Annotated in this window: 11 protein-coding genes; 8 read left to right on the top strand and 3 right to left on the bottom strand. The window is 70.1% G+C overall.

The features are described 5' to 3' along the window. Positions 1–52: 52 nt before the first annotated feature. Together UIS43_RS02425 and UIS43_RS02420 are read right to left on the bottom strand one after the other, a co-directional pair. Positions 53–1,930, bottom strand: coding sequence for an amino acid adenylation domain-containing protein (locus UIS43_RS02425; RefSeq protein ID WP_370012305.1), 1,878 nt, complete (start codon positions 1,928–1,930; stop codon positions 53–55). A gap of 36 nt (positions 1,931–1,966) precedes the next feature. After that, positions 1,967–3,238: an MFS transporter gene (locus UIS43_RS02420; protein WP_117199529.1), complete on the bottom strand. Its 1,272-nt coding sequence runs from the start codon at positions 3,236–3,238 to the stop codon at positions 1,967–1,969. Between the two features lie 377 nt (positions 3,239–3,615). On the opposite strand from UIS43_RS02420, the gene UIS43_RS02415 reads away from it, so the two are divergent. The 8 genes from UIS43_RS02415 (at position 3,616) to dpgD (ending at position 18,281) form a co-directional block, all read left to right on the top strand. After that, the gene (locus UIS43_RS02415; RefSeq protein ID WP_013152778.1) at positions 3,616–3,837 is read left to right on the top strand and encodes an MbtH family protein; all 222 of its coding nucleotides are present in this window, start codon (positions 3,616–3,618) and stop codon (positions 3,835–3,837) included. Positions 3,838–3,954: 117 nt separating this feature from the next. Continuing rightward, entirely contained in the window at positions 3,955–5,190 is a 1,236-nt protein-coding gene (locus UIS43_RS02410) for a PLP-dependent aminotransferase family protein (RefSeq protein WP_198048847.1), read from the top strand. Positions 5,191–5,307: 117 nt separating this feature from the next. After that, complete coding sequence (locus UIS43_RS02405; RefSeq protein WP_370012303.1) at positions 5,308–12,543, top strand: amino acid adenylation domain-containing protein; 7,236 nt, start codon at positions 5,308–5,310, stop codon at positions 12,541–12,543. Positions 12,544–12,596: 53 nt separating this feature from the next. Beyond that, positions 12,597–13,718: a 3,5-dihydroxyphenylacetyl-CoA synthase DpgA gene (gene dpgA / locus UIS43_RS02400; protein ID WP_197724879.1), complete on the top strand. Its 1,122-nt coding sequence runs from the start codon at positions 12,597–12,599 to the stop codon at positions 13,716–13,718. Positions 13,719–13,744: 26 nt separating this feature from the next. Further along, a complete protein-coding gene (gene dpgB, locus UIS43_RS02395) occupies positions 13,745–14,446 on the top strand; it encodes an enoyl-CoA-hydratase DpgB (RefSeq protein WP_370012302.1) in 702 nt (233 codons plus the stop codon). A gap of 821 nt (positions 14,447–15,267) precedes the next feature. Continuing rightward, entirely contained in the window at positions 15,268–16,023 is a 756-nt protein-coding gene (locus UIS43_RS02390; RefSeq protein WP_071621948.1) for a response regulator receiver protein, read from the top strand. Positions 16,024–16,063: 40 nt separating this feature from the next. Further along, positions 16,064–17,407 (top strand): (3,5-dihydroxyphenyl)acetyl-CoA 1,2-dioxygenase DpgC, encoded by a 1,344-nt coding sequence (gene dpgC / locus UIS43_RS02385; protein WP_013152772.1) that lies wholly within the window; start codon positions 16,064–16,066, stop codon positions 17,405–17,407. A 58-nt stretch (positions 17,408–17,465) separates the two neighbouring features. Beyond that, positions 17,466–18,281 carry an enoyl-CoA-hydratase DpgD gene (gene dpgD, locus UIS43_RS02380; protein WP_358171696.1) on the top strand — a complete coding sequence of 272 codons (816 nt, stop codon included), beginning with the start codon at positions 17,466–17,468 and terminating at the stop codon, positions 18,279–18,281. 233 nt (positions 18,282–18,514) lie between these two features. Here the strand turns inward: dpgD and UIS43_RS02375 are convergent, their stop codons facing one another. Next, positions 18,515–19,258 carry a GIDE domain-containing protein gene (locus tag UIS43_RS02375; protein ID WP_013152770.1) on the bottom strand — a complete coding sequence of 248 codons (744 nt, stop codon included), beginning with the start codon at positions 19,256–19,258 and terminating at the stop codon, positions 18,515–18,517. Positions 19,259–19,291: the final 33 nt, after the last annotated feature.

Genomic DNA, 19,291 nt, shown 5'->3' with positions numbered 1-19,291 from the left:
CGTCCGGGCGGCTGGGGCGGACGGTCTCCTCGTCAGGACCGCGGGTGCGGGTTCACAGGCCGAGTTCCTTCTGGAGCTCGCTGACCTCGCGGTCCGGGACACGCGTGGTCGGCCCGGCCCCGTCCGACCCGGCCCCGGCGTCCACGGTGACCGCCCCTGCGATCGCCGTCGCGGACTGGTGCCTGAGGACGTCGGTCGTGGAGACCACGACTCCGGAGTCCCGGGCCCGGGTGACCACGCGGAACGCCCGGATGCTGTCGCCTCCGCGTTCGGTGAAGAGGTCCCCGGGCCCGAGCCCGGGTTCTTCCAGCACCTCGCGAAGGATGTGGAGGAGGACCTCCTCGACCGTGTCCGCCCGGTCCGGCGCGCGCTCCGCGTTCCTCGTCGGCTCCGGGAGCGCTCCCCTGTCGAGCTTGCCGTTGGCGTTGAGCGGCATCTCGTCCACCCTCAACAGGGCGGAGGGCACCATGTAGTCCGGCAGTGCCCTGCCCAGGTGCCGGCGCAGTTCGGCCTCGTCCACGCCGCCACCGTCCACGACGAAGTAGCCGACGAGACCGCGCGCCCCGTCCCGGTCCTCCCGCACCACGACCGCGGCCCGGGAGACGGCGGGGTGGGAGGCGAGCACCGCCTCGACCTCCCCCGGCTCGACACGGAAGCCGCGGATCTTCACCTGGTCGTCGACGCGCCCGAGGAACTCCAGATCGCCGACGTCGTTCCGCCGGACGACGTCACCCGTCCGGTACATGCGCTCTCCCGGGGCGAACGGCGAGGCGACGAACCGCTCGGCGGTCAGCCCGGGTCGGTTGAGGTACCCGCGGGCGAGGCGGGCGCCGGTGATGTAGAGCTCGCCGGGCGACCCGGCCGGCGCGGGCGCGAGCGCGTCGTCCAGGACGTGGATGCCCGTGTCCGGGATCGGTGTGCCCAGCGTGGGGCGGGGGGTGGCGTCGGTGTCGGTGGCCACCGCCTCCACGGTGGCCTCGGTCGGCCCGTAGGTGTTCATCACGCGGGTTCCCTCGATCCCCCGGAGCCGCTGCCAGAGGGCGTTCGGGAACGCCTCCCCGCAGGAGAGCAGCACCCGCGGCGTGTGCTCCCCCCTGCCCCACTCCGCGGACTGCACCAGCGCCCCCCAGTAGGACGCGGTGAACACGACGCAGTCGAGTCGGTGTCGGCTCATGATCCGCACGAAGCGATCGACGTCCCGGTAGTCCTCCTCCGCGTAGAGGTGCATCTCGTGGCCCGCGGCCAAGCCGATGACGGAGTTCCAGCCGACGTCGAAGGTCAGCGCGGCGGTGTGGGCGATGCGCAGGCGCCGTCCGGCGTCCACCTCGTCGAAGAACCGGCCGTAGTGGCGGCTGTACAGGCCCAGGCTGGACTGGGAGATCTGCACGCCCTTGGGTCTGCCCGTGGAGCCGGAGGTGTACATGACGTACGCGAGGTTGTCGGGGCGCAGCGGTGACCGGCGCTCCTCGTCGCGGACGTCGTGGTCGGCGGGGTGTCCGCCGGTGTCGCCGTCCTCCCCCAGGCGCAGGAACGTCATCGGCACACCGTGGCGGCCGAGGGCGTCGGCGCCCCGGTCATCGGTGACGGCGACCTTCGGGGCGCTGTCGGCCAGGACGTATCCGATGCGCTCTCGGGGGTGGGTGGCGTCGATCGGAAGGTAGACGCCGCCCGCCTTGAGCACGGCGAAGAGGGTGACGATCGCACCCGGGCAGCGCCGCATCGACACCGCCACGCGCGTCTCCGGCCCCACCCCGGCGTCGATGAGCGCACGCGCGAGCCGGTTGGCCCTCGCGTTGAGGTCGGCGTAGGTGTGGGCGCGGCCCGCATACACGAGGCCGGTCGCGTCCGGCTGGTTCCTGGCCTGGCGTTCGAGAAGGCCGGCGAGGAAGGTCTTCCCCTCCAGGCCGCTCACCGCACTGTTGGTCGCCATCATGAATCCCCGATCGTCTCTCCGCTGGTGTCCTGGTCAGTTGGGGTCGGCCTCGCTGGTGGACCTCTCCGGGGAACCGTCGCCGTCAGCGGACTCCACGGGCCACGCCATGGTCCGGAAGCCCCGGTGGGCGAAGGCGAGGAGCACGCACACGGCGAGCACGGCGGCCAGGGTGAGGACCGCGTGGCCGGGCCGCAGGAACTCCAGGAGCAGACCGGCCCCGGCCATGCCGACGGCGCCTCCCACCCCGTAGAGGGTCATCGCCGCCGCGATCACCCTTCCCCTGATCTCGTCGGACACCTGACGGAAGATCAGCAGGTCGACCAGGATCCGCATCGCCGGGACGCCGACGGTGAGCAGGAACAGGAGGGCGGCCAGCCACCAGGGGCCCCACGGGACGGCGAAGAGCGCGATGAGGAGGACGGTGCTGCCGCCCACCGCGAGCATGACCCCGCCGGGGGGCAGCAGCCGGTGCAGGGGCTTGACCAGGAAGGCGCCGACCAGGCCGCCCGCCGCCAGGCCCATCATGGCGAAACCGATCACCGTGGAGGACGCGCCCTGTTCCTCCAGGACCACCACCGAGATCAGGAGGAAGGGCGCGCTCACCGCGTTCATCAGGACGGTGAAGAGCAGGACCCGGCGCAGTTCGGTGGCGGCGGCCATCGTCCTGAGACCCGACAGCATCCGGGTCCAGGCCGATCCGTCGGCGTCCTCCTCGGAGCCCCCGGGCCGGGGTGGGACCGGGCGGACGAACAGTACGCACACGACGGAGAGGACGAAGGTGACCGTGGTGAACACGAAGGGCGTCGCCATGCTCACCGCGTACAGGAATCCGCCCAGCGGAGGACCCGCCATGGCCGCGCCGTTGCTGCGCACCTCTTCCTGGGTGAGGGCCGAGGTGAGCTGTTCCCTGGGCACCACGGCGCGGACCAGGAGCATGCGCGCCGAGCCGCCCAGCGGTGTGACCAGGCCGAGGAGTGCCGCGACGACCAGCAGGTGGGGCAGGGTGAGTGTCGCGAACAGGAGTGCCGCCACCACGCTCAGCGTGGCGGCCGCCCGGGTGCCCTCCGCCAGGAGCAGGAGCGCGCGCCGGTCGTACCTGTCGCAGAGCTCCCCCGCGGGCAGGGCCGCGAGGAGCGTGGCGACCATCTGCACGCCGCCGAAGGCGCCCGCCCAGGCGGGGGAACCGGTCAGGGCCAGGACAACCAGCGGGTAGACGAGTTCGGAGACCTCCAGCCCGAAGAACGAGAACGCCGACCCCACCCACAGGAGCTGGAACCTGCGGTTCCGCCGTAGCGGAACGTCCACGGGCGGCGCCCCGGCTTCCTTTCGTCCTTCGTCTTCCACGCGGTTCCCCTGCTCCCGATCGCCTCCCGCCGGGGCACCCGCCATAGGAAAAACAGCTGGTCACCCGCTTGCCAGTCCGAAGCATATTCCACGAGTGCGCTTTTTCCCTGTCATCAACCGGACAACCCGGCGCTCTTTCCGATCACCCCTTCGTTTTCGCAGGTCAAACCTTGATCAACGCTCGGAGGGAGCCGTGGCAGGTTCCTGACATGGAGTTTCTCGATACCCTCCTTGTCCTTCCGGAGAGGGTCTACCTACGCTTCCTTAGACACCGGCAAATCATCACGAAGCCGTCAGAGCAAGGCTCGTTCACCATCCACCACACCCCGGAGAGCGCCATGGGCAACCCCTTTGACAACGAGGACCTCTCTTTCCTGGTTCTCGTCAACGAAGAAGGCCAACACTCCCTCTGGCCCGCCTTCGCCGACGTCCCCGAAGGGTGGGAAGTCCGGGTCCCGAGTTCCCCGCGCTCCGAATGCCTCTCCTACATCGAGGAGAACTGGACCGACATGCGCCCCAAAAGCCTGGTCGACGCCATGCTCTCGGACGAGAAGAACTGAGAAAACGGGTCCACGCAGCATCACCTGGAACAGGAAAAGAACGAACGGTGGGGATACGAAGTGGACCTGGCGCTCTCCGACATGCACGCATCACTTGACTCACCGACCACGGAGTCGATGAATTTCCTGAACGAGATCGGGAACGTCTACCCCGACGCCATCTCGTTCGCCGCGGGGCAGCCGTTCGAGGGCTTCTTCGACCTCGACGCCGTCCACCACTACCTGGACGCGTTCCGCGCCCACCTCGCCGAGGAGCGGGGGCAGAGCGGGGAGCAGGTCCGGCGCACGCTGCTCCAGTACGGCAGCGCCAGGGGCATCGTCAACGACCTCATCTGCCGCAACCTGGAGACGGACGAGGGTATCCGGGTGGACCCCCGTGCCGTCGTCGTCACCTCCGGCTGCCAGGAGGCCCTCTTCCTGGTGCTGCGCGCCCTGCGCGGGGGCCCGTCGGACGTGGTGCTCGCGGTGCGGCCGAACTACTCGGGGCTCGACGCGGCGGCGCGCCTGGTGGAGATGGGGGTCCACCCGGTCCGGGAGCCGGCTTCGGGAATCGACGGTGAGAGCCTCACCGAAGCCGCGGAGCAGGCACGCCGGGAAGGGCTCAACCCCCGCGCCTGCTACGTGATCCCGGACTTCGCCAACCCCACCGGCCGCAGCCTGTCGGTGGCCGCCCGGCGGAGCCTGCTGGAGAGCGCCGAGAAACAGGGGATCCTTCTCATCGAGGACAACCCCTACGGCATCTTCGGCCCCGAGGAGAGCGGCACCCCCACCCTGAAGTCCCTGGACGCGTCGCGGTCCGTGGTCTACCTCGGTTCCTTCGCCAAGTCCGGTATCCCGGGAGCGAGGGTCGGCTACGTCGTCGCCGATCAGCGTGTGTCGGCGCACGAATCATCGGACACCCTTTTCGCCGACCACCTGGCCAAGGCCAAGGGAATGCTCAACATCAACACCTCCCCGATCACTCAGGCGGTGATGGGGGGAAAGCTGATCATGAACGGGTTCAGCCTCCGTTCGGCGAACACCCGGGAGAGGAACGTCTACCAGGGCAACCTGTCCCGCCTCCTCCAGGAGATGTCCCGGAGGTTTCCCGAAGGCGAGGGCCACGGCGTCAGTTGGAACACCCCGTCGGGCGGATTCTTCCTGACCCTGAAGGTCCCCTTCCCAGCGAGTGACGAGGCACTTGGCGTCTGTGCGCGAAAGCACGGTGTGCTGTGGACCCCCATGCACCACTTCCACGGCGACGGAATTCCACGGAACGAGATCAGGCTCTCCTTCAGCCATCTCACCCAGGACAGGATCGCGCTCGGTGTCGAACGTTTCGCCTCGTTCGTCACCGACCACGCCGGCAGCTGAATTCACGCTGCCCGCACACGGCGGAGGAGATGAACCGCAGGCGTCCGTCACCCATTCCGCAAACCTGACCTTTTCCGTGTCTCCCCACGCCCGCACCCCTTTCAGAGAGGCCGATCCGTGTACCCGTTGTCGTTTGCTCAGCGTCGGTTGTGGTTTTTGTCGCGGTTGGAGGGTGCTTCGGCCACGTACAACATTCCGGTGGTGACGCGTGTGCGGGGGCCGGTGGATGTGGGTGCGTTGGGTGCGGCGCTCAATGACGTGGTGGGCCGTCATGAGGTGTTGCGGACGGTGTTCGCCGAGGTGAACGGTGAACCGGTGCAGCGGGTGCTGGAGGCTGACACCGGGGGTCGGGTGGAGCTGGGGGTCAGCGAGTGCGCTCCTGAGGATGTGGGCGCGGTCGTAGCTGATCATGCGGCTCATCTATTCGACCTGGAACATGACATTCCTGTCCATGCGCACCTGGTGCGGGTGCTACCTGAGGCGGGTGCTGAACAGAAGCTCGCGGCGGGTGCTGAGCAGAAGGCCGATCCAGGTTCTAGCCAGGAGGCCGCGCCAGGTCCTGTTCAGGAGTGGGTGTTGGTGTTGGTGGTGCATCACATCGCGGGGGACGGCGCCTCGATGGGGCCGCTCTCCCGGGATCTGGGCCAGGCCTACCAAACCCGGTGCAGCGGTCAGACTCCCCGGTGGGAGGAGTTGCCGGTGCAGTACGTGGACTACGCGCTGTGGCAGCACGAGTTGTGGGGCAGCGACGATGAACCCACTGATCTGGCTCGGGAGCAGGTCGGGTTCTGGCGTCAGCACCTGGCCGGGGCTCCGGAGGAGTTGGTGTTGCCCACTGACCGGCCCCGCCCGGCTGTTTCCTCCTACCAGGGAGGACAGGTCAGCGTGCCCGCCACGGAAGGGGCGTTGGGGCGGGTGCGTGAACTCGCCCGGGCCAGCGGCGCGACGGTGTTCATGGTCGCCCAGGCGGCGGTGGCCGCGGTGTTGAGCCGGTTGGGTGCGGGCACCGATGTGGTGGTGGGCACGGTGGTGGAGGGGCGTGAGGATCCGGCGTTGGAGGACCTGGTGGGGTTCTTCGTCAACACCGTGGTGCTGCGCACCGACCTGAGCGGTGATCCGTCTTTTACGGAGTTGTTGGGGCGGGTGCGGGAGGCGGATCTGGCGGCTTTCGATCACGCCCAGGTTCCCTTCGAGCGGGTGGTGGAAGCACTGCGCCCGTCTCGGTCGCTGGCTCGCCATCCCCTGTTCCAGGTGTTCGTGTCGTACACCAGTGGCGGCGCGGACATGATGTCGCTGCCCGGCCTGGTGAGCACAGCTCACCGTGTACAGAGCGATGCCGTGCACTTCGACCTCGAATTCAGCTTCGAGGAGGCGGAAGCCCTCGACGGGAGCGGTCTCCAGCTCAGCGTGAACGTCGGTTACACGAGGGACCTCTTCGACGAGGAGACGGCCCGGCTGTTGGGTGAGCGCCTGGTGCGGATGCTGGAACAGGCGTGCGCGAATCCGGACACCGCGGTGAGCCAGTTCGATTCCCTGGCCCCGGAGGAGCGGAAGACCCTTCTCCAGGACTGGGGGACGGCCGAGCCCGCCGCCGCGGCCCCCCTGGAAACGGTCCTCGACGTCTTCCGCGCCCAGGTGGAGACGGCCCCCGACGAGATCGCCCTGGTCGCGCAGGACGGCGAACTCGACTTCAGGACGTTGAACACGCGCGCGAACCGACTCGCGGCCGTGCTCCGTCAGCGAGGCGTGGGAGCTGAGAGCCGGGTGGTTCTGGCGCTACCCCGCACCTGTGACCTGCTGGTCTCCATGCTGGCCGTGCTCAAGGCGGGCGGCGCCTTCGTTCCGGTCGAACCCGACTCTCCAGCGGACCGGACCGCCCTCATCCTCGCGAACAACCGCCCCTCGCTGATCGTGACCACCGGCGCCTGGAGCCAAGGACGGGAGCTCGGCGTACCCAGACTCGTCCTGGACAGCCAGGACGTCCGCGCGGAGATCGACCTCCAGTCCACCGACGACCCCGGGCCCGAGGACCGCCCCTCTCCAGAACATCCGGCCTACGTGATCCACACGTCCGGCTCGACCGGAGTCCCCAAGGGCGTGATCGTGGAACACCGATCCCTCCGGGCCCACCTGGGATCGATCCGGGACGGACTCCTCGCACCGGAGTGCCGGTCCGCGGGGAAGAGCCGGATGCGGCTGGCGCTCATCGCGCCCTTCTCCTTCGACGCCTGCTGGGACGAGATCGCGGGCATGCTCGCCGGTCACGAGCTGCACCTGATCAGCGATGAGGTCCGGCATGACGCCGACCTGCTCAAGGACTACGTCGTCGAGCAGCGCATCGACTTCCTGAACACGACACCGACGCTCGCCCAGTACCTGGTGAACGCGGGCCTGTTGGACGATCCCCGGCACCGCCCCGCCATCGTGTCAACCGGTGGCGAAGCGATAGGCGAATCGCTGTGGAACAGGCTGGCCCGATCGGAGACGTCGGGCTACAACTACTACGGCCCGACGGAGACGACCGTCAACGCGACCAGCGCCCGGATCACCGAGCGGGACGTCCCGTCGATGGGTGGTCCGGTGGCGGGTACTCGGCTGTTTGTTCTGGATGAGGGGTTGTCCCTGGTCCCGGCCGGGGTGGTGGGTGAGCTCTACATCTCTGGTGCGGGTCTGGCCCGGGGGTATGTCAACCAGCCCTCCCTGACCGCTTCACGGTTCGTGGCCTGCCCCTTCGCACCCGGCGAGCGGATGTATCGCACCGGGGACCTGGTCCGCTGGACCAGTCGGGGCGAGCTGATCTTCGTGGGCCGCTCCGACGACCAGGTCAAGGTACGGGGTTTTCGTATCGAACTCGGTGAGATCGAAGCCGCGACCACGGCTCTGGACGGGGTGGCTGACGCGGTGGCTTCGGTGCATCAGAGCGCGGACGGCGACAAGCGCCTGGTGGCCTATGTGGTCCCCGAGCCGGGCAGGGCGATCGATTCTGAGCGGGTGCGTGGTGATCTGGGTCGGGTGGTGCCGGAGTACATGGTGCCCTGGGCCGTGGTCGGGCTGGAGTTGTTGCCGTTGACGGTCAACGGCAAGGTCGACCGAACCGCACTGCCCGCACCCGAAGTGGCCTCGGGCCAGGGTCGTGCTCCGCGTAATCCGCGTGAGGAGGTCCTGTGCGGGCTGTTCGCCCAGGTGCTCGGTGTGGAGCGGGTCGGGATCGATGATGACTTCTTCGCTCTGGGCGGGCATTCGCTGTCGGCGACTCGGTTGATGGGGCGGGTGCGCTCGGTTCTGGGCGTGCGCGCGGGAGTACGGGCACTCTTCGAAGCTCCCACGGTGGCGGGGTTGTTGCCGCGGTTGGAGGGGTCGGGGGGTTCGGGTGGGGTGGTGGGGTTGTCGCGTGTGGGGCGGCGGCCTGGTGTGGTGCCGTTGTCGTTTGCTCAGCGTCGGTTGTGGTTTTTGTCGCGGTTGGAGGGTGCTTCGGCCACGTACAACATTCCGGTGGTGACGCGTGTGCGGGGGCCGGTGGATGTGGGTGCGTTGGGTGCGGCGCTCAATGACGTGGTGGGTCGGCATGAGGTGTTGCGGACGGTGTTCGCCGAGGTGAACGGTGAACCGGTGCAGCGGGTGCTGGAGGCTGACACCGGGGGGCGGGTGGAGCTGGGGGTCAGTGAGTGCCCGCCCGGTCGGGTGGGTGCGGTGGTGGCTGATCACGCGGCTCATCTGTTCGATCTGGAACACGACATTCCCGTGCACGCCCATCTGGTGCGGGTGCTACCTGAAACGGGTGCTGTTCAGGAGTGGGTGTTGGTGTTGGTGGTGCATCACATCGCGGGGGACGGCGCCTCGATGGGGCCGCTCTCCCGGGATCTGGGCCAGGCCTACCAAACCCGGTGCAGCGGTCAGACTCCCCGGTGGGAGGAGCTGCCGGTGCAGTACGTGGACTACGCGCTGTGGCAGCACGAGTTGTGGGGCAGCGACGATGAACCCACCGACCTGGCTCGGGAGCAGGTCGAGTTCTGGCGTCAGCACCTGGCCGGGGCTCCGGAGGAGCTGGTGTTGCCCACCGACCGGCCCCGCCCGGCTGTCTCCTCCTACCAGGGAGGACAGATCAGCGTGCCCGCCCCGGAAGGGACGCTGGGGCGGGTGCGTGAACTCGCCCGGGCCAGCGGCGCCACGGTGTTCATGATCGCCCAAGCCGCGGTCGCCGCCCTGCTGAGCCGGCTCGGTGCTGGCACCGACGTGGTGGTGGGCACCGTGGTGGAGGGGCGTGAGGATCCGGCGTTGGAGGACCTGGTGGGGTTCTTCGTCAACACCGTGGTGCTGCGCACCGACCTGAGCGGTGATCCGTCTTTCGCGGAGTTGTTGGGGCGGGTGCGGGAGGCGGATCTGGCGGCTTTCGATCACGCCCAGGTGCCCTTCGAGCGGGTGGTGGAAGCACTGCGCCCGTCACGGTCGCTGGCCCGCCATCCCCTGTTCCAGGTGTCGGTGGCTTGGGAGGAGGACGGCGGGTATTCGGGTGTGGAGCTTCCCGGGGTGGAGGGTGTGTCGGTGCAGGTCGCTGAGGTGGCGGCCAAGTTCGATCTGTTCTTCGGGTTCGGGGTGGATGCCGCGGGCGGGTTGCGGGTGAGTGTGGTCTATTCCCGGGATCTGTTCGACCGGGCCAGCGCCCGTCTTTTGGGTGAGCGCCTGGTGCGGGTGGTGGAGCAGGTGTGCGCGGACCCGGACGTGGCGGTCCGCGACCTGCACATCCTGGGAGCAGACGAACACCACCGGCTACGCGCCTGGGGCACGGGCCCGACCACCGCGCACACACCGGGCACCATCGTGGACTCCTTCCGCTCCCAGGCAGAGCACTCGCCCCAGGCGGTGGCGGTCGAGTCGGGTTCGGAGCGGTTGACGTACGCGGAGTTGGACGCGCGGTCCAATCGTGTGGCGCGGTGGTTGGTGGCGCGTGGGGTGGGTCCGGAAGTGCCCGTGGTGGTGTCGATGGGCCGGGGTGTGGGGCTGGTGGTGAGCCTGCTCGCGGTGATGAAGGCGGGTGGCGTGTATGTGCCCGTGGATCCGGATTATCCGTCTGCGCGTCAGCGGCACATCGTGTCCGGGACCGGGGCCCGCCTGGCGCTGGTCGATGGGGCCGCCCACGTGCCGCCCGAGGGGATCGAGTCCGTCCTCCTCCAGGAGTTGGACCTGAGCGGGTATGCGTGCGGGCCCTTGAGCGACCGCGACCGTGTGTCTGCGTTGAGGTTGGCCAACACCGCCTATGTCATCCATACCTCGGGATCGACCGGTGTGCCCAAGGGGGTGGCCGTCACCCACACCGGAATCGACCGGCTCGTCTCCTGCAACCCTCTGCGAGAGGGCGACCGGGTCGCCCTGTGCATCTCGCCCGCCTTCGACGTCTCCGTCCAGGAGATCTACGCGCCGCTCTGCCAGGGCGCCACTCTGGTCATCCCCGACGAGGGCCTGACCGGGTTCGAGCTCTCGGAGTTCGTCGCGGAGCAGCGTGTGACCTCCTTGACCGTGCCCGTCGCGGTGCTCGCGACGATGCCCGGGAACGGCCTCCCCTCACTGCGCCGACTGGTCGTCGGTGGGGAGGCGTGCCCTCAGCACCTGGTCGATCTGTGGGCGCCGGGTCGCAGCATGCACAACGCCTACGGGCCGACGGAGGGCACCGTGTGTGCGACGGTGTCGGAACCCCTGCGGCCGCTTGGGCAGGACGGTCCCGTGACCATCGGTGGACCGGTCGCCAGTACCGAGGTGTTCGTTCTGGATGAGGGGTTGTCCCTGGTCCCGGCCGGGGTGGTGGGCGAGCTCTACATCTCTGGTGCGGGTCTGGCCCGGGGGTATGTCAACCAGCCCTCCCTGACCGCTTCACGGTTCGTGGCCTGTCCCTTCGCTCCTGGTGAGCGGATGTATCGCACCGGGGACCTGGTCCGCTGGACCCAGCGGGGCGAGTTGGTGTTCGTGGGCCGCTCCGACGACCAGGTCAAGGTGCGGGGTTTTCGTATCGAGTTGGGTGAGATCGAGGCCGCCACCACGGCTCTGGACGGGGTGGCTGACGCGGTGGCCTCGGTGCATCAGAGCGCGGACGGCGACAAACGCCTGGTGGCCTATGTGGTCCCCGAGCCGGGCAGGACGATCGATTCTGAGCGGGTGCGTCGTGATCTGGGTCGGGTGGTGCCGGAGTACATGGTGCCCTGGGCCGTGGTCGGGCTGGAGTCGTTGCCGTTGACCGTCAACGGCAAGGTCGACCGAACCGCACTGCCCGCCCCGGAGGTGGTTTCGGGTACGGGTCGTGCTCCGCGCAACCCGCGTGAGGAGGTCCTGTGCGGGCTGTTCGCCCAGGTGCTCGGTGTGGAGCGGGTCGGGATCGACGATGACTTCTTCGCCCTGGGCGGGCACTCACTGTCCGCGACCCGACTCATGGGGCGGGTCCGCTCGGTTCTGGGCGTGCGCGCCGGAGTGCGTGCACTCTTCGAAACCCCCACCGTGGCCGGCCTGGCCGAACGGCTGCTGTCGGACGGCCTCTTCCAGCGCGACGGCCGCTCCCCCGGCATCGGCGGGGTGGTGACCTACCACGGCGACGGCGACCTGCCCCCGCTCTTCCTCTTCCCACCCGTCAACGGCCTGGGCTGGTGCTACTCCAGTCTGCTGGGGCACCTGCCGTCGGATCGCCCCGTCCACATCCTCCACGACCCGCGCCTGGAGACGGACGAGGTCCTTCCCCTCACGGTGGCGGAACTCGCCTCGCACCACGCGGAACGGATCCGCAAACTCTCCTCAGACCGTCGCCGCGTGCTGCTGGGCTGGTCCTTCGGCGGCACCGTGGCCCAGCAGGCGGCGCGCGAGCTGACCGAGGCCGGGGAGGCCCCCGACCGGCTGATCCTCCTGGACGCCCACGTCGGCGGCGCCGACCGGACCGACCCCGACCCGTCCCCGGAGGACGTGTGCTCGGCCGCGTTCGACGGCCTCGTGGTGCCGGTCGGTCCCGCGGACGACCGGCCGCGGACCCCGGACGTACGCGCGGCCCTGGAGGCGAGGGGGAGCGCTCTCTCGTCCCTGGACGGCCCCGTCCTGGAGCGCCTCTTCCAGATCGCGCGCCACAACGTGGCGGCGATGGCCGCGCACCGTTCGGCGGGGACGGACGTGCCGACCGCCTTCGTGGAGGCGCGTCAGGAGGGGGACGAACCCCCCGCCACGCACGGCTGGGCGGACCTCCTCGGTTCGGACGTGCGTGTCCGTGCCACCGCGGTCGACCACTTCGCCCTGCTCTCGCCCCGGTCCGCCGGGTCGGTGGGCCCCCTGGTCGCCTCTCTCCTTCCCCAGGTGGACCGGCTGGACGGCACCCCGAACCGCTGACGCCCACCCGCCCATCACGCCCAGGTCCGTATCCACAAGAAATGGATTCCCGTGTGAACGCACATCTCGCAACCGCTCCGGAGAGCCGGGCTCCCGCAGCCGCCGACCGTGGCGGAGCCCCCGCGGCGATCGTCGGTGTCGGAACGGCGGTCCCGCCCACCTCCTACTCCCAGGACGAACTCCTGGAGATCTTCGACATCCGGGATCCGAGAATCCGCTCGGTCTTCCGCAACAGCGCCATCGACCGGCGCCACCTCACCCTCCCCCCGGAGGGGCCGGACGGCGGACGGGTCATGGAGGTCCAGGGAGAGCTGCTGGACAAGCACAGGCGGCAGGGTGTCGACATGGGAGCCCGCGCCCTCCAGGAGTGCCTGAAGAGGGCGGGGGCCGACCTGTCCGACATCGGCTACCTGTGCTGTGTCACCACAACCGGCTTCCTCACCCCGGGGTTCAGCGCCCTGCTCATCCGTGAGCTGGGCATCCCCTCCAGCGCCAGCCGTCTGGACGTCGTCGGAATGGGCTGCAACGCGGGGCTGAACGCGCTCAACGCCGTCGCCGGGTGGGCGCGGGCCCACCCCGGCAAGCTCGCCGTCATGGTGTGCATCGAGGCCTGCTCCGCCGCCTACGTGTTCGACGGGACGATGCGCACGTCCGTGGTGAACAGCCTGTTCGGAGACGGTTCGGCCGCGATCGCCGTGGTCTCCGGCGACACCGCGGACCGCCCGGAGCCCACCGGTCCGCGTCTGCTGAAGTTCTCCAGCCAGATCATCGTGGACGCCCTTCCCGCCATGCGCTACGACTGGGACTCCGAGCAGGGCCGGTTCAGCTTCTTCCTGGACCCCGAGGTGCCCTACGTCGTGGGGGCCCACGCCAACATCATCATCGACCGCCTGCTGGACGGCACCGGGTTGCGCCGCAGCGACATCCGGCACTGGACGGTGCACTCCGGCGGCAAGAAGGTCATCGATTCGGTCATGGTCAACCTCGGCCTGACCAGGTACGACGTCCGGCACACGACGAGCGTGCTCCGCGACTACGGCAACCTGTCCAGCGGTTCCTTCCTGTTCTCGTACCAGCAGCTCCTGGAGGAGGGCGTCGCCTCCCCCGGCGACCACGGCGTCCTCATGACCATGGGTCCCGGATCGACGATCGAGGCAGCGCTGTGCCAGTGGTGACAACCCCTTCGAACAGAGGAGACACAGTGACCAGTACGTCCAACGACGGCAACGCGCCGGACCTGCGGATCGACGGCTCACTTCCGTTGTCCGCCGCGCTCGTGGCCGAGGTGAACGCGTTCGCGGACGCGTGTGAGGACGCGGGCCCCGGGACCGTCGGAACGCTTCGCCTCCGGGGGGTCCCCACGGGCCTTCCCGTGTCCGACGAGGTCACCGTCCACACGGTGAACAAGTGGGAGCGGGCGCTGCGCCGTCTGGAGCGGGTGGATATCGCCACCGTGGCGATCGTCGAGGCGGACTGCGGCGGGGTCGCGGCCGAACTCCTCCTTTCCAGCGACCTCAGGATCATGGCGCCCGGGTCGAGCCTGCGCTTCCCCGCGACGGAGGAGACCGCGTGGCCCGGCATGGTCCTGTACCGCCTGCGCCAGCAGGCCGGGCACGGAGCGGCCCGCCGTTGCGCGCTGCTGGGTCTTCCGTTCCCGGCGGAGGAGGCCCGTGGGCTGGGCTTGGTGGACGAGGTGCTCGACCCGGCGGACGCGAGGGTGGAGTCCCTGTTGGCGTCGGTCGCCGCCCGCTCCGGGCCGGAGTTCGCGATCCGTCGCCGCCTGGCGATGGAGGCGTCCTCGACGGCCTTCGAGGACGCCCTGGGCCGCCACCTGTCGGCCTGTGACCGTGAGCTGAGGCGTCTGCGGGACCAGACCCCGTCGGAGGAACCGGCACGCGTGTGACGCGCATCCGGCTGGGCGCCCCTCACGCGGGGGAAGGCGCCCGGCCGAATTCCGGAACGCGGTACCGAAAACGCCTGCATTGTTGAACGAAAATCCGCCCAAAACTCCATCCATTCGGCGCTGGCGACTATTCGGGTGGTGGCGGCTGTCCAGAAATTTTCGGCGATCCGGACGGCGGGGGCCTACGCTCCGCACGGGCTGGCGGGGATCCCGGCGGCGGGCCGGGGCGTGCCCTCCGGGCTGCTCGCCCGTTTTCCCGCCACCGGACGTGCGCGGTGAGCGGGGGTGGGATCGGTCGGGAGCGGCGCGGCGGAGTCGGCCGAGTCCGGTCCCGACCGGCGTTCGAGCCCGGTGTTCCCGGTTTCGGGGGCGATCGTCCGGCCGGCCTGGACTTCGATGACCGCGTCCTTGGCGGCCGGGCCGTCCTTCGGCTTTCCACGCGCGCGATCGGCCCGCTCGGGCAGGACGGCGGAGCAGGGGGAGGTCACGGGTGACCATGCCGCGCCGCGTCGGTCCCGGTTTCGCAGCGGTTTTCCGCAGACCGGCGCACGCGACCCGTCGTACCCGCGCCCCGGCGTCCGCCTGCGAAGTGGTCGGCGTTGTCACCATGTCCACAACTGGCCAAGACATTGATGGAAACAGCCCATACTGGAACACTCAATATGGTCACTTCACTATATCGCGAACCCCCAGCGAGACATCTTTCAAAAATGAATGAACCGGCTATTCGGGAACCCTGCATCGACGTTTCTCTCGAGGAGGGCGCCGAATCCCCCACTCCCCCGAACGACCATCTCGAAAACCCTGGTGCCCACTGGAAGATGAATCTGGCTCCTCCCCTGGACGGCGGGGACGAGGATGTCGACGCCCGCGACCTCACGGCCCGGTTCTGGGAAGAGGTGGAACTGCTCGGGGACCCCCTCCCCGAGGTTCGGATGACGACCGTTTCGGCCTCGATCCTCGGTGCCTCCGCCGTCACCAGGATCACCGAGTCCGCAGGTCCCTCCCGCAGGATCGACCTCAGAATGACGGCCACCCACTCGGACCTGCTGGAAGGAGGGAACCGGCGGGCGATCGCGCTCCTCTCCGACCGGGGCGTGCGCGTCCGCGTGGCCCCCGACGGGTTCCCCACGATGCTGGTGATCGGCTCGCGTGTCGGCTTCGTCGAGTCCAACCGGGCCGACGACGCGACCAAGCTGCGCGTCGTGCGCTCCCCGGGGATGATCGACTGGATGATCCGCTACCAGTGCGCCCTCTGGGACCGCGCGGTGGGCTTCTCCAACCTGCGGGACGCCCTCGGCATCCTCGACAACGACAACCAGGCACGGGCGATGTACTACCTGTGCTCCGGGATGAAGGACGAGTCCGCGGCCCGCTGCATGGGCGTGTCCGTCCGTACCTACCGCCGCCACGTGGCGGGCGTCATGTCCGCGCTCGGGGCCTCGTCCCGCTTCAAGGCCGGCCTCAGGGCCCACCAGCTCGGCCTGTACCGCCTGTGCTCCGAGGCCGGAACCGGCCCGAAGGAGACGGCGTCCCCGCTTCCGGACGTTCCCGCCCAGATCAACTGGTGCTTCTGACGCCCTCCGGCCCCCTTCCCCCACTTCGGAGTCCTCAACGATGAACGCCCTGCTCACGGCGGCGGACGCTCTGGCCAAGGTCGACGCCACAGCGCTCCCCCACGACCTGCCGACGGCGGCCGGGGTCCTCGGTGACGCCGCCCTGCGTCTGGACGAGGTGCTCGCGGCGGCCGCCGAGCCCGCGCGGCGCACGCCCGAGGAGCACCAGGCCGTCTCCCGGGCCAAGGACACCCTCCGTGCCGTCCGCTCCCGGTTCCTCGACGCGCACGTGGACAGCGTCTACGGTGACCTCACCGACGGCCACCGGCGGCGCCCGCGCCTGCGCGAACTGGTCACGGACGCTGCGACCCGGTTCCCCGGCCTGGTGCCGACCCCCGATCAGATGGCTACCGAGTCCGCCCGGCTCCAAGCCCACAAGGAGGGCCTGGAGATCGACCAGGGGATCTTCTTCCGGGCCGTCCTGGGCTCCGAGGCGGCGGGGCGGCACCTCGTCGACTCGATGCTCCGCCCCACCGGCCGAGCCCGGGCCCTGTACCCCGAGTACCGCAGGACCGGCGTCGCGGACCTCGGCTCCGTCCGGCTGGAGAGGATCGGCTCCACCGCGCACGTGACCATGTGCGGCGCGGACCGGCTCAACGCCGAGGACAACGACCAGGTGGACTCCATGGAGACCGCGGTGGACCTGGTGCTGCTCGACCCCGACGTGGGAGTCGGCGTACTGCGGGGCGGCCCGATGGAGCACCCTCGCCACCGGGGCAGGCGTGTGTTCAGCGCGGGGATCAACCTCAAGGAACTGCACGCCGGACGGATCTCCCTCGTGGACTTCCTGCTCCGGCGGGAGCTCGGCTACATCAACAAGATCGTCCGGGGCCTGGCCGTCGAGGGACCGGACTCGTGGCGGGCTCCGACGGTCCACAAGCCGTGGGTGGCCGCGGTCGACGCCTTCGCCATCGGCGGCGGGGCCCAGCTGCTGCTGGTCTTCGACAGGGTGATCGCCGGTGAGGACTCCTACTTCAGCCTCCCGGCGGCGCAGGAGGGCATCGTCCCCGGTGTGGCCAACCTCCGGCTCGGCCGCGTCGGCGGCACCCGGCTCTCCCGGGAGGTCATCCTCTGGGGCCGGCGGATCTGGGCCACCGAGCCGCAGGCGGCCGCGCTCTTCGACCACGTGGTCGACCCGGCCCTGCTGGACGCCGCCGTGGAGGAGGCGGCCGAACGCATGGACAGCCCGGCCGTCGTCACGAACAGGCGCATGCTCCAGCTGGCGGAGAACCCGGCGGAGCCCTTCCGCGCCTACATGTCGGAGTTCGCGCTCCAGCAGTCGCTGCGCCTGTACAGCGAGGACGTCATCACCAAGACCGGCCGCTTCACCGCGGCGCGCGCCTGAGATCGGACCGGAGGGCCCGCCGCGCCGGGCCGGACCGCCCGCCAACCTACGGAGGACCATGTCCGCAGAGCAGGAGACCGCCCCGCCACGGGTCCGGTACGTGAAGGAGGACGGGGTCGCCCGCGTGACCATCGACCGCCCCCACGTCCTGAACGCCATGGACCTGCGGACCCACGAGGAACTCGCCGAGGTCTGGGACGACGTGGAGGCCGACGACGACGTCTGGGCGGTGGTCCTGACCGGGGCCGGCGACCGGGCGTTCTCCGTGGGCCAGGACCTGGGGGAACGGGCGGCACTGGACTCCGGTGGCGCCGAGGGGACCACCTTCGGCAGCCGGGGGGCTCCGGGCTGGCCCCGGCTGACCGAACGCCACGCGTTCGCCAAGCCCGTCATCGCCCGCGTGGACGGGTACGCCCTGGGGGGCGGGTTCGAGCTGGCCCTGGCGTGTGACGTCATCGTCGCCTCCGAGCGCTCGACGTTCGCCCTGCCGGAGGCACGGCTGGGGCTGGTCCCCGGGGCGGGCGGCGTCTTCCGGCTCACCAGGCAGATCCCGGCGCGGATCGCGATGGGCCACCTGTTGACGGGGCGGCGGATGTCCGCGCGCCGCGCGGCGGACCTGGGCCTGGTGAACGACGTCGTCCCGCACGAGGAGCTGGACGCGTGCGTCCAGGGCTGGGTGGACGACCTCCTGCGCAGCGCGCCCCTGTCGGTGCGGGCCATCAAGGAGGCCGTCGCCCGCTCGTCCCACCTGTCCGTGGAGCAGGCGTTCGGCAGCCGCTTCTTCTGGGAGGAGCGGCGCGCGCGCAGCGAGGACGCGCGGGAGGGCCCCCGGGCGTTCACCGAGAAACGCCCTCCCCGGTGGCGGGGCCGCTGAGGGCGCGCCGCCGGGCGAGGTGGCGGATCCCTTCGCCCGGCGGTCTGACGAGGGACCCGCCGGGGGTTGGACCGAAGGTGCGCCACCGTCCGACCGCCCGCTGGCTGATCGGCGCCCCGGCCAAGCGGTCGTCGATCGCCTGCGACCGCTGACCGGGACACTTCCTCCCGTCCGCAGTCCGGCGGCGTCGGCCGCGGCGCAGTTTCGGCATGGTCGCGTCCGCGATCGCCGGGTCACAGGAGCCACAGGGTGAGCGCGAGGGATCCGAGGAAGGCGGCTCCGGCCAGGACCTGCCGCGTCAGGTGGGCGTCGTACACCTGTGGGGCGGTGCGCGTCGAGAGCAGCAGGTACCCGTCGGAGGAGCTCGCGACGAGGGTCTCCTCGTTCCACTCGTACGCGGTCCCGTTGACCAGCAGACGGGTCCCGGGCGCGATGGCCCACTCCCGGTAGGAGCGGCCGGTGCTCGAATGCGCGTGCTCGGGCCGCAGCTCCCGCCTCGCCTCCGCCCTGCCCGGAGCGCCCTCCGCCAGGGGGTCGACCACGAAGGAGTCGTGGGTGAGGGCGACCTTGTCCGTGACGGCTCCACGGGGGTGGCACCACGCGCTCCCCGTCCTGTCCTCGATCAGGAAGGGCGCCTCGCTCTGCTCCGCGTGGACCAGGCTCACGCGAAGGCGCTCGTGGCGCGAGCCCTCACCGGGGCGGTGGTCCCACACCTCGGTCCGGTACCACACGCACCTGGTCCCGGAGTAGGGGGCCACCAGCGGTCCCGAGGACCCCGGTACGGCGTTCCCGTCGACCAGGACCGGGGTACCGGAGCGGGGCAGGTCCCGTAGCGGAGGTGTCCGGGAGCGGCGCATCCTCGTGGACCGTGCGCGCGTGCGCAGCACGCGGGCGAGCAGGAGGGCGCTGAGCACGGTGGCCAGCAGGGCAAGGAGCTGGAGCGCGGTCCGCGCTCCACCGACGAACATGTCATCCATAGTCACCGCCTCCTCGTGCCGGCGGCCGTGGTG

The sequence above is a fragment of the Nocardiopsis sp. LDBS0036 genome, assembly GCF_041228755.1.
GTDB classification, from domain to species: domain Bacteria; phylum Actinomycetota; class Actinomycetes; order Streptosporangiales; family Streptosporangiaceae; genus Nocardiopsis; species Nocardiopsis dassonvillei.
This window is presented reverse-complemented; position numbering and strand designations above follow the sequence as displayed.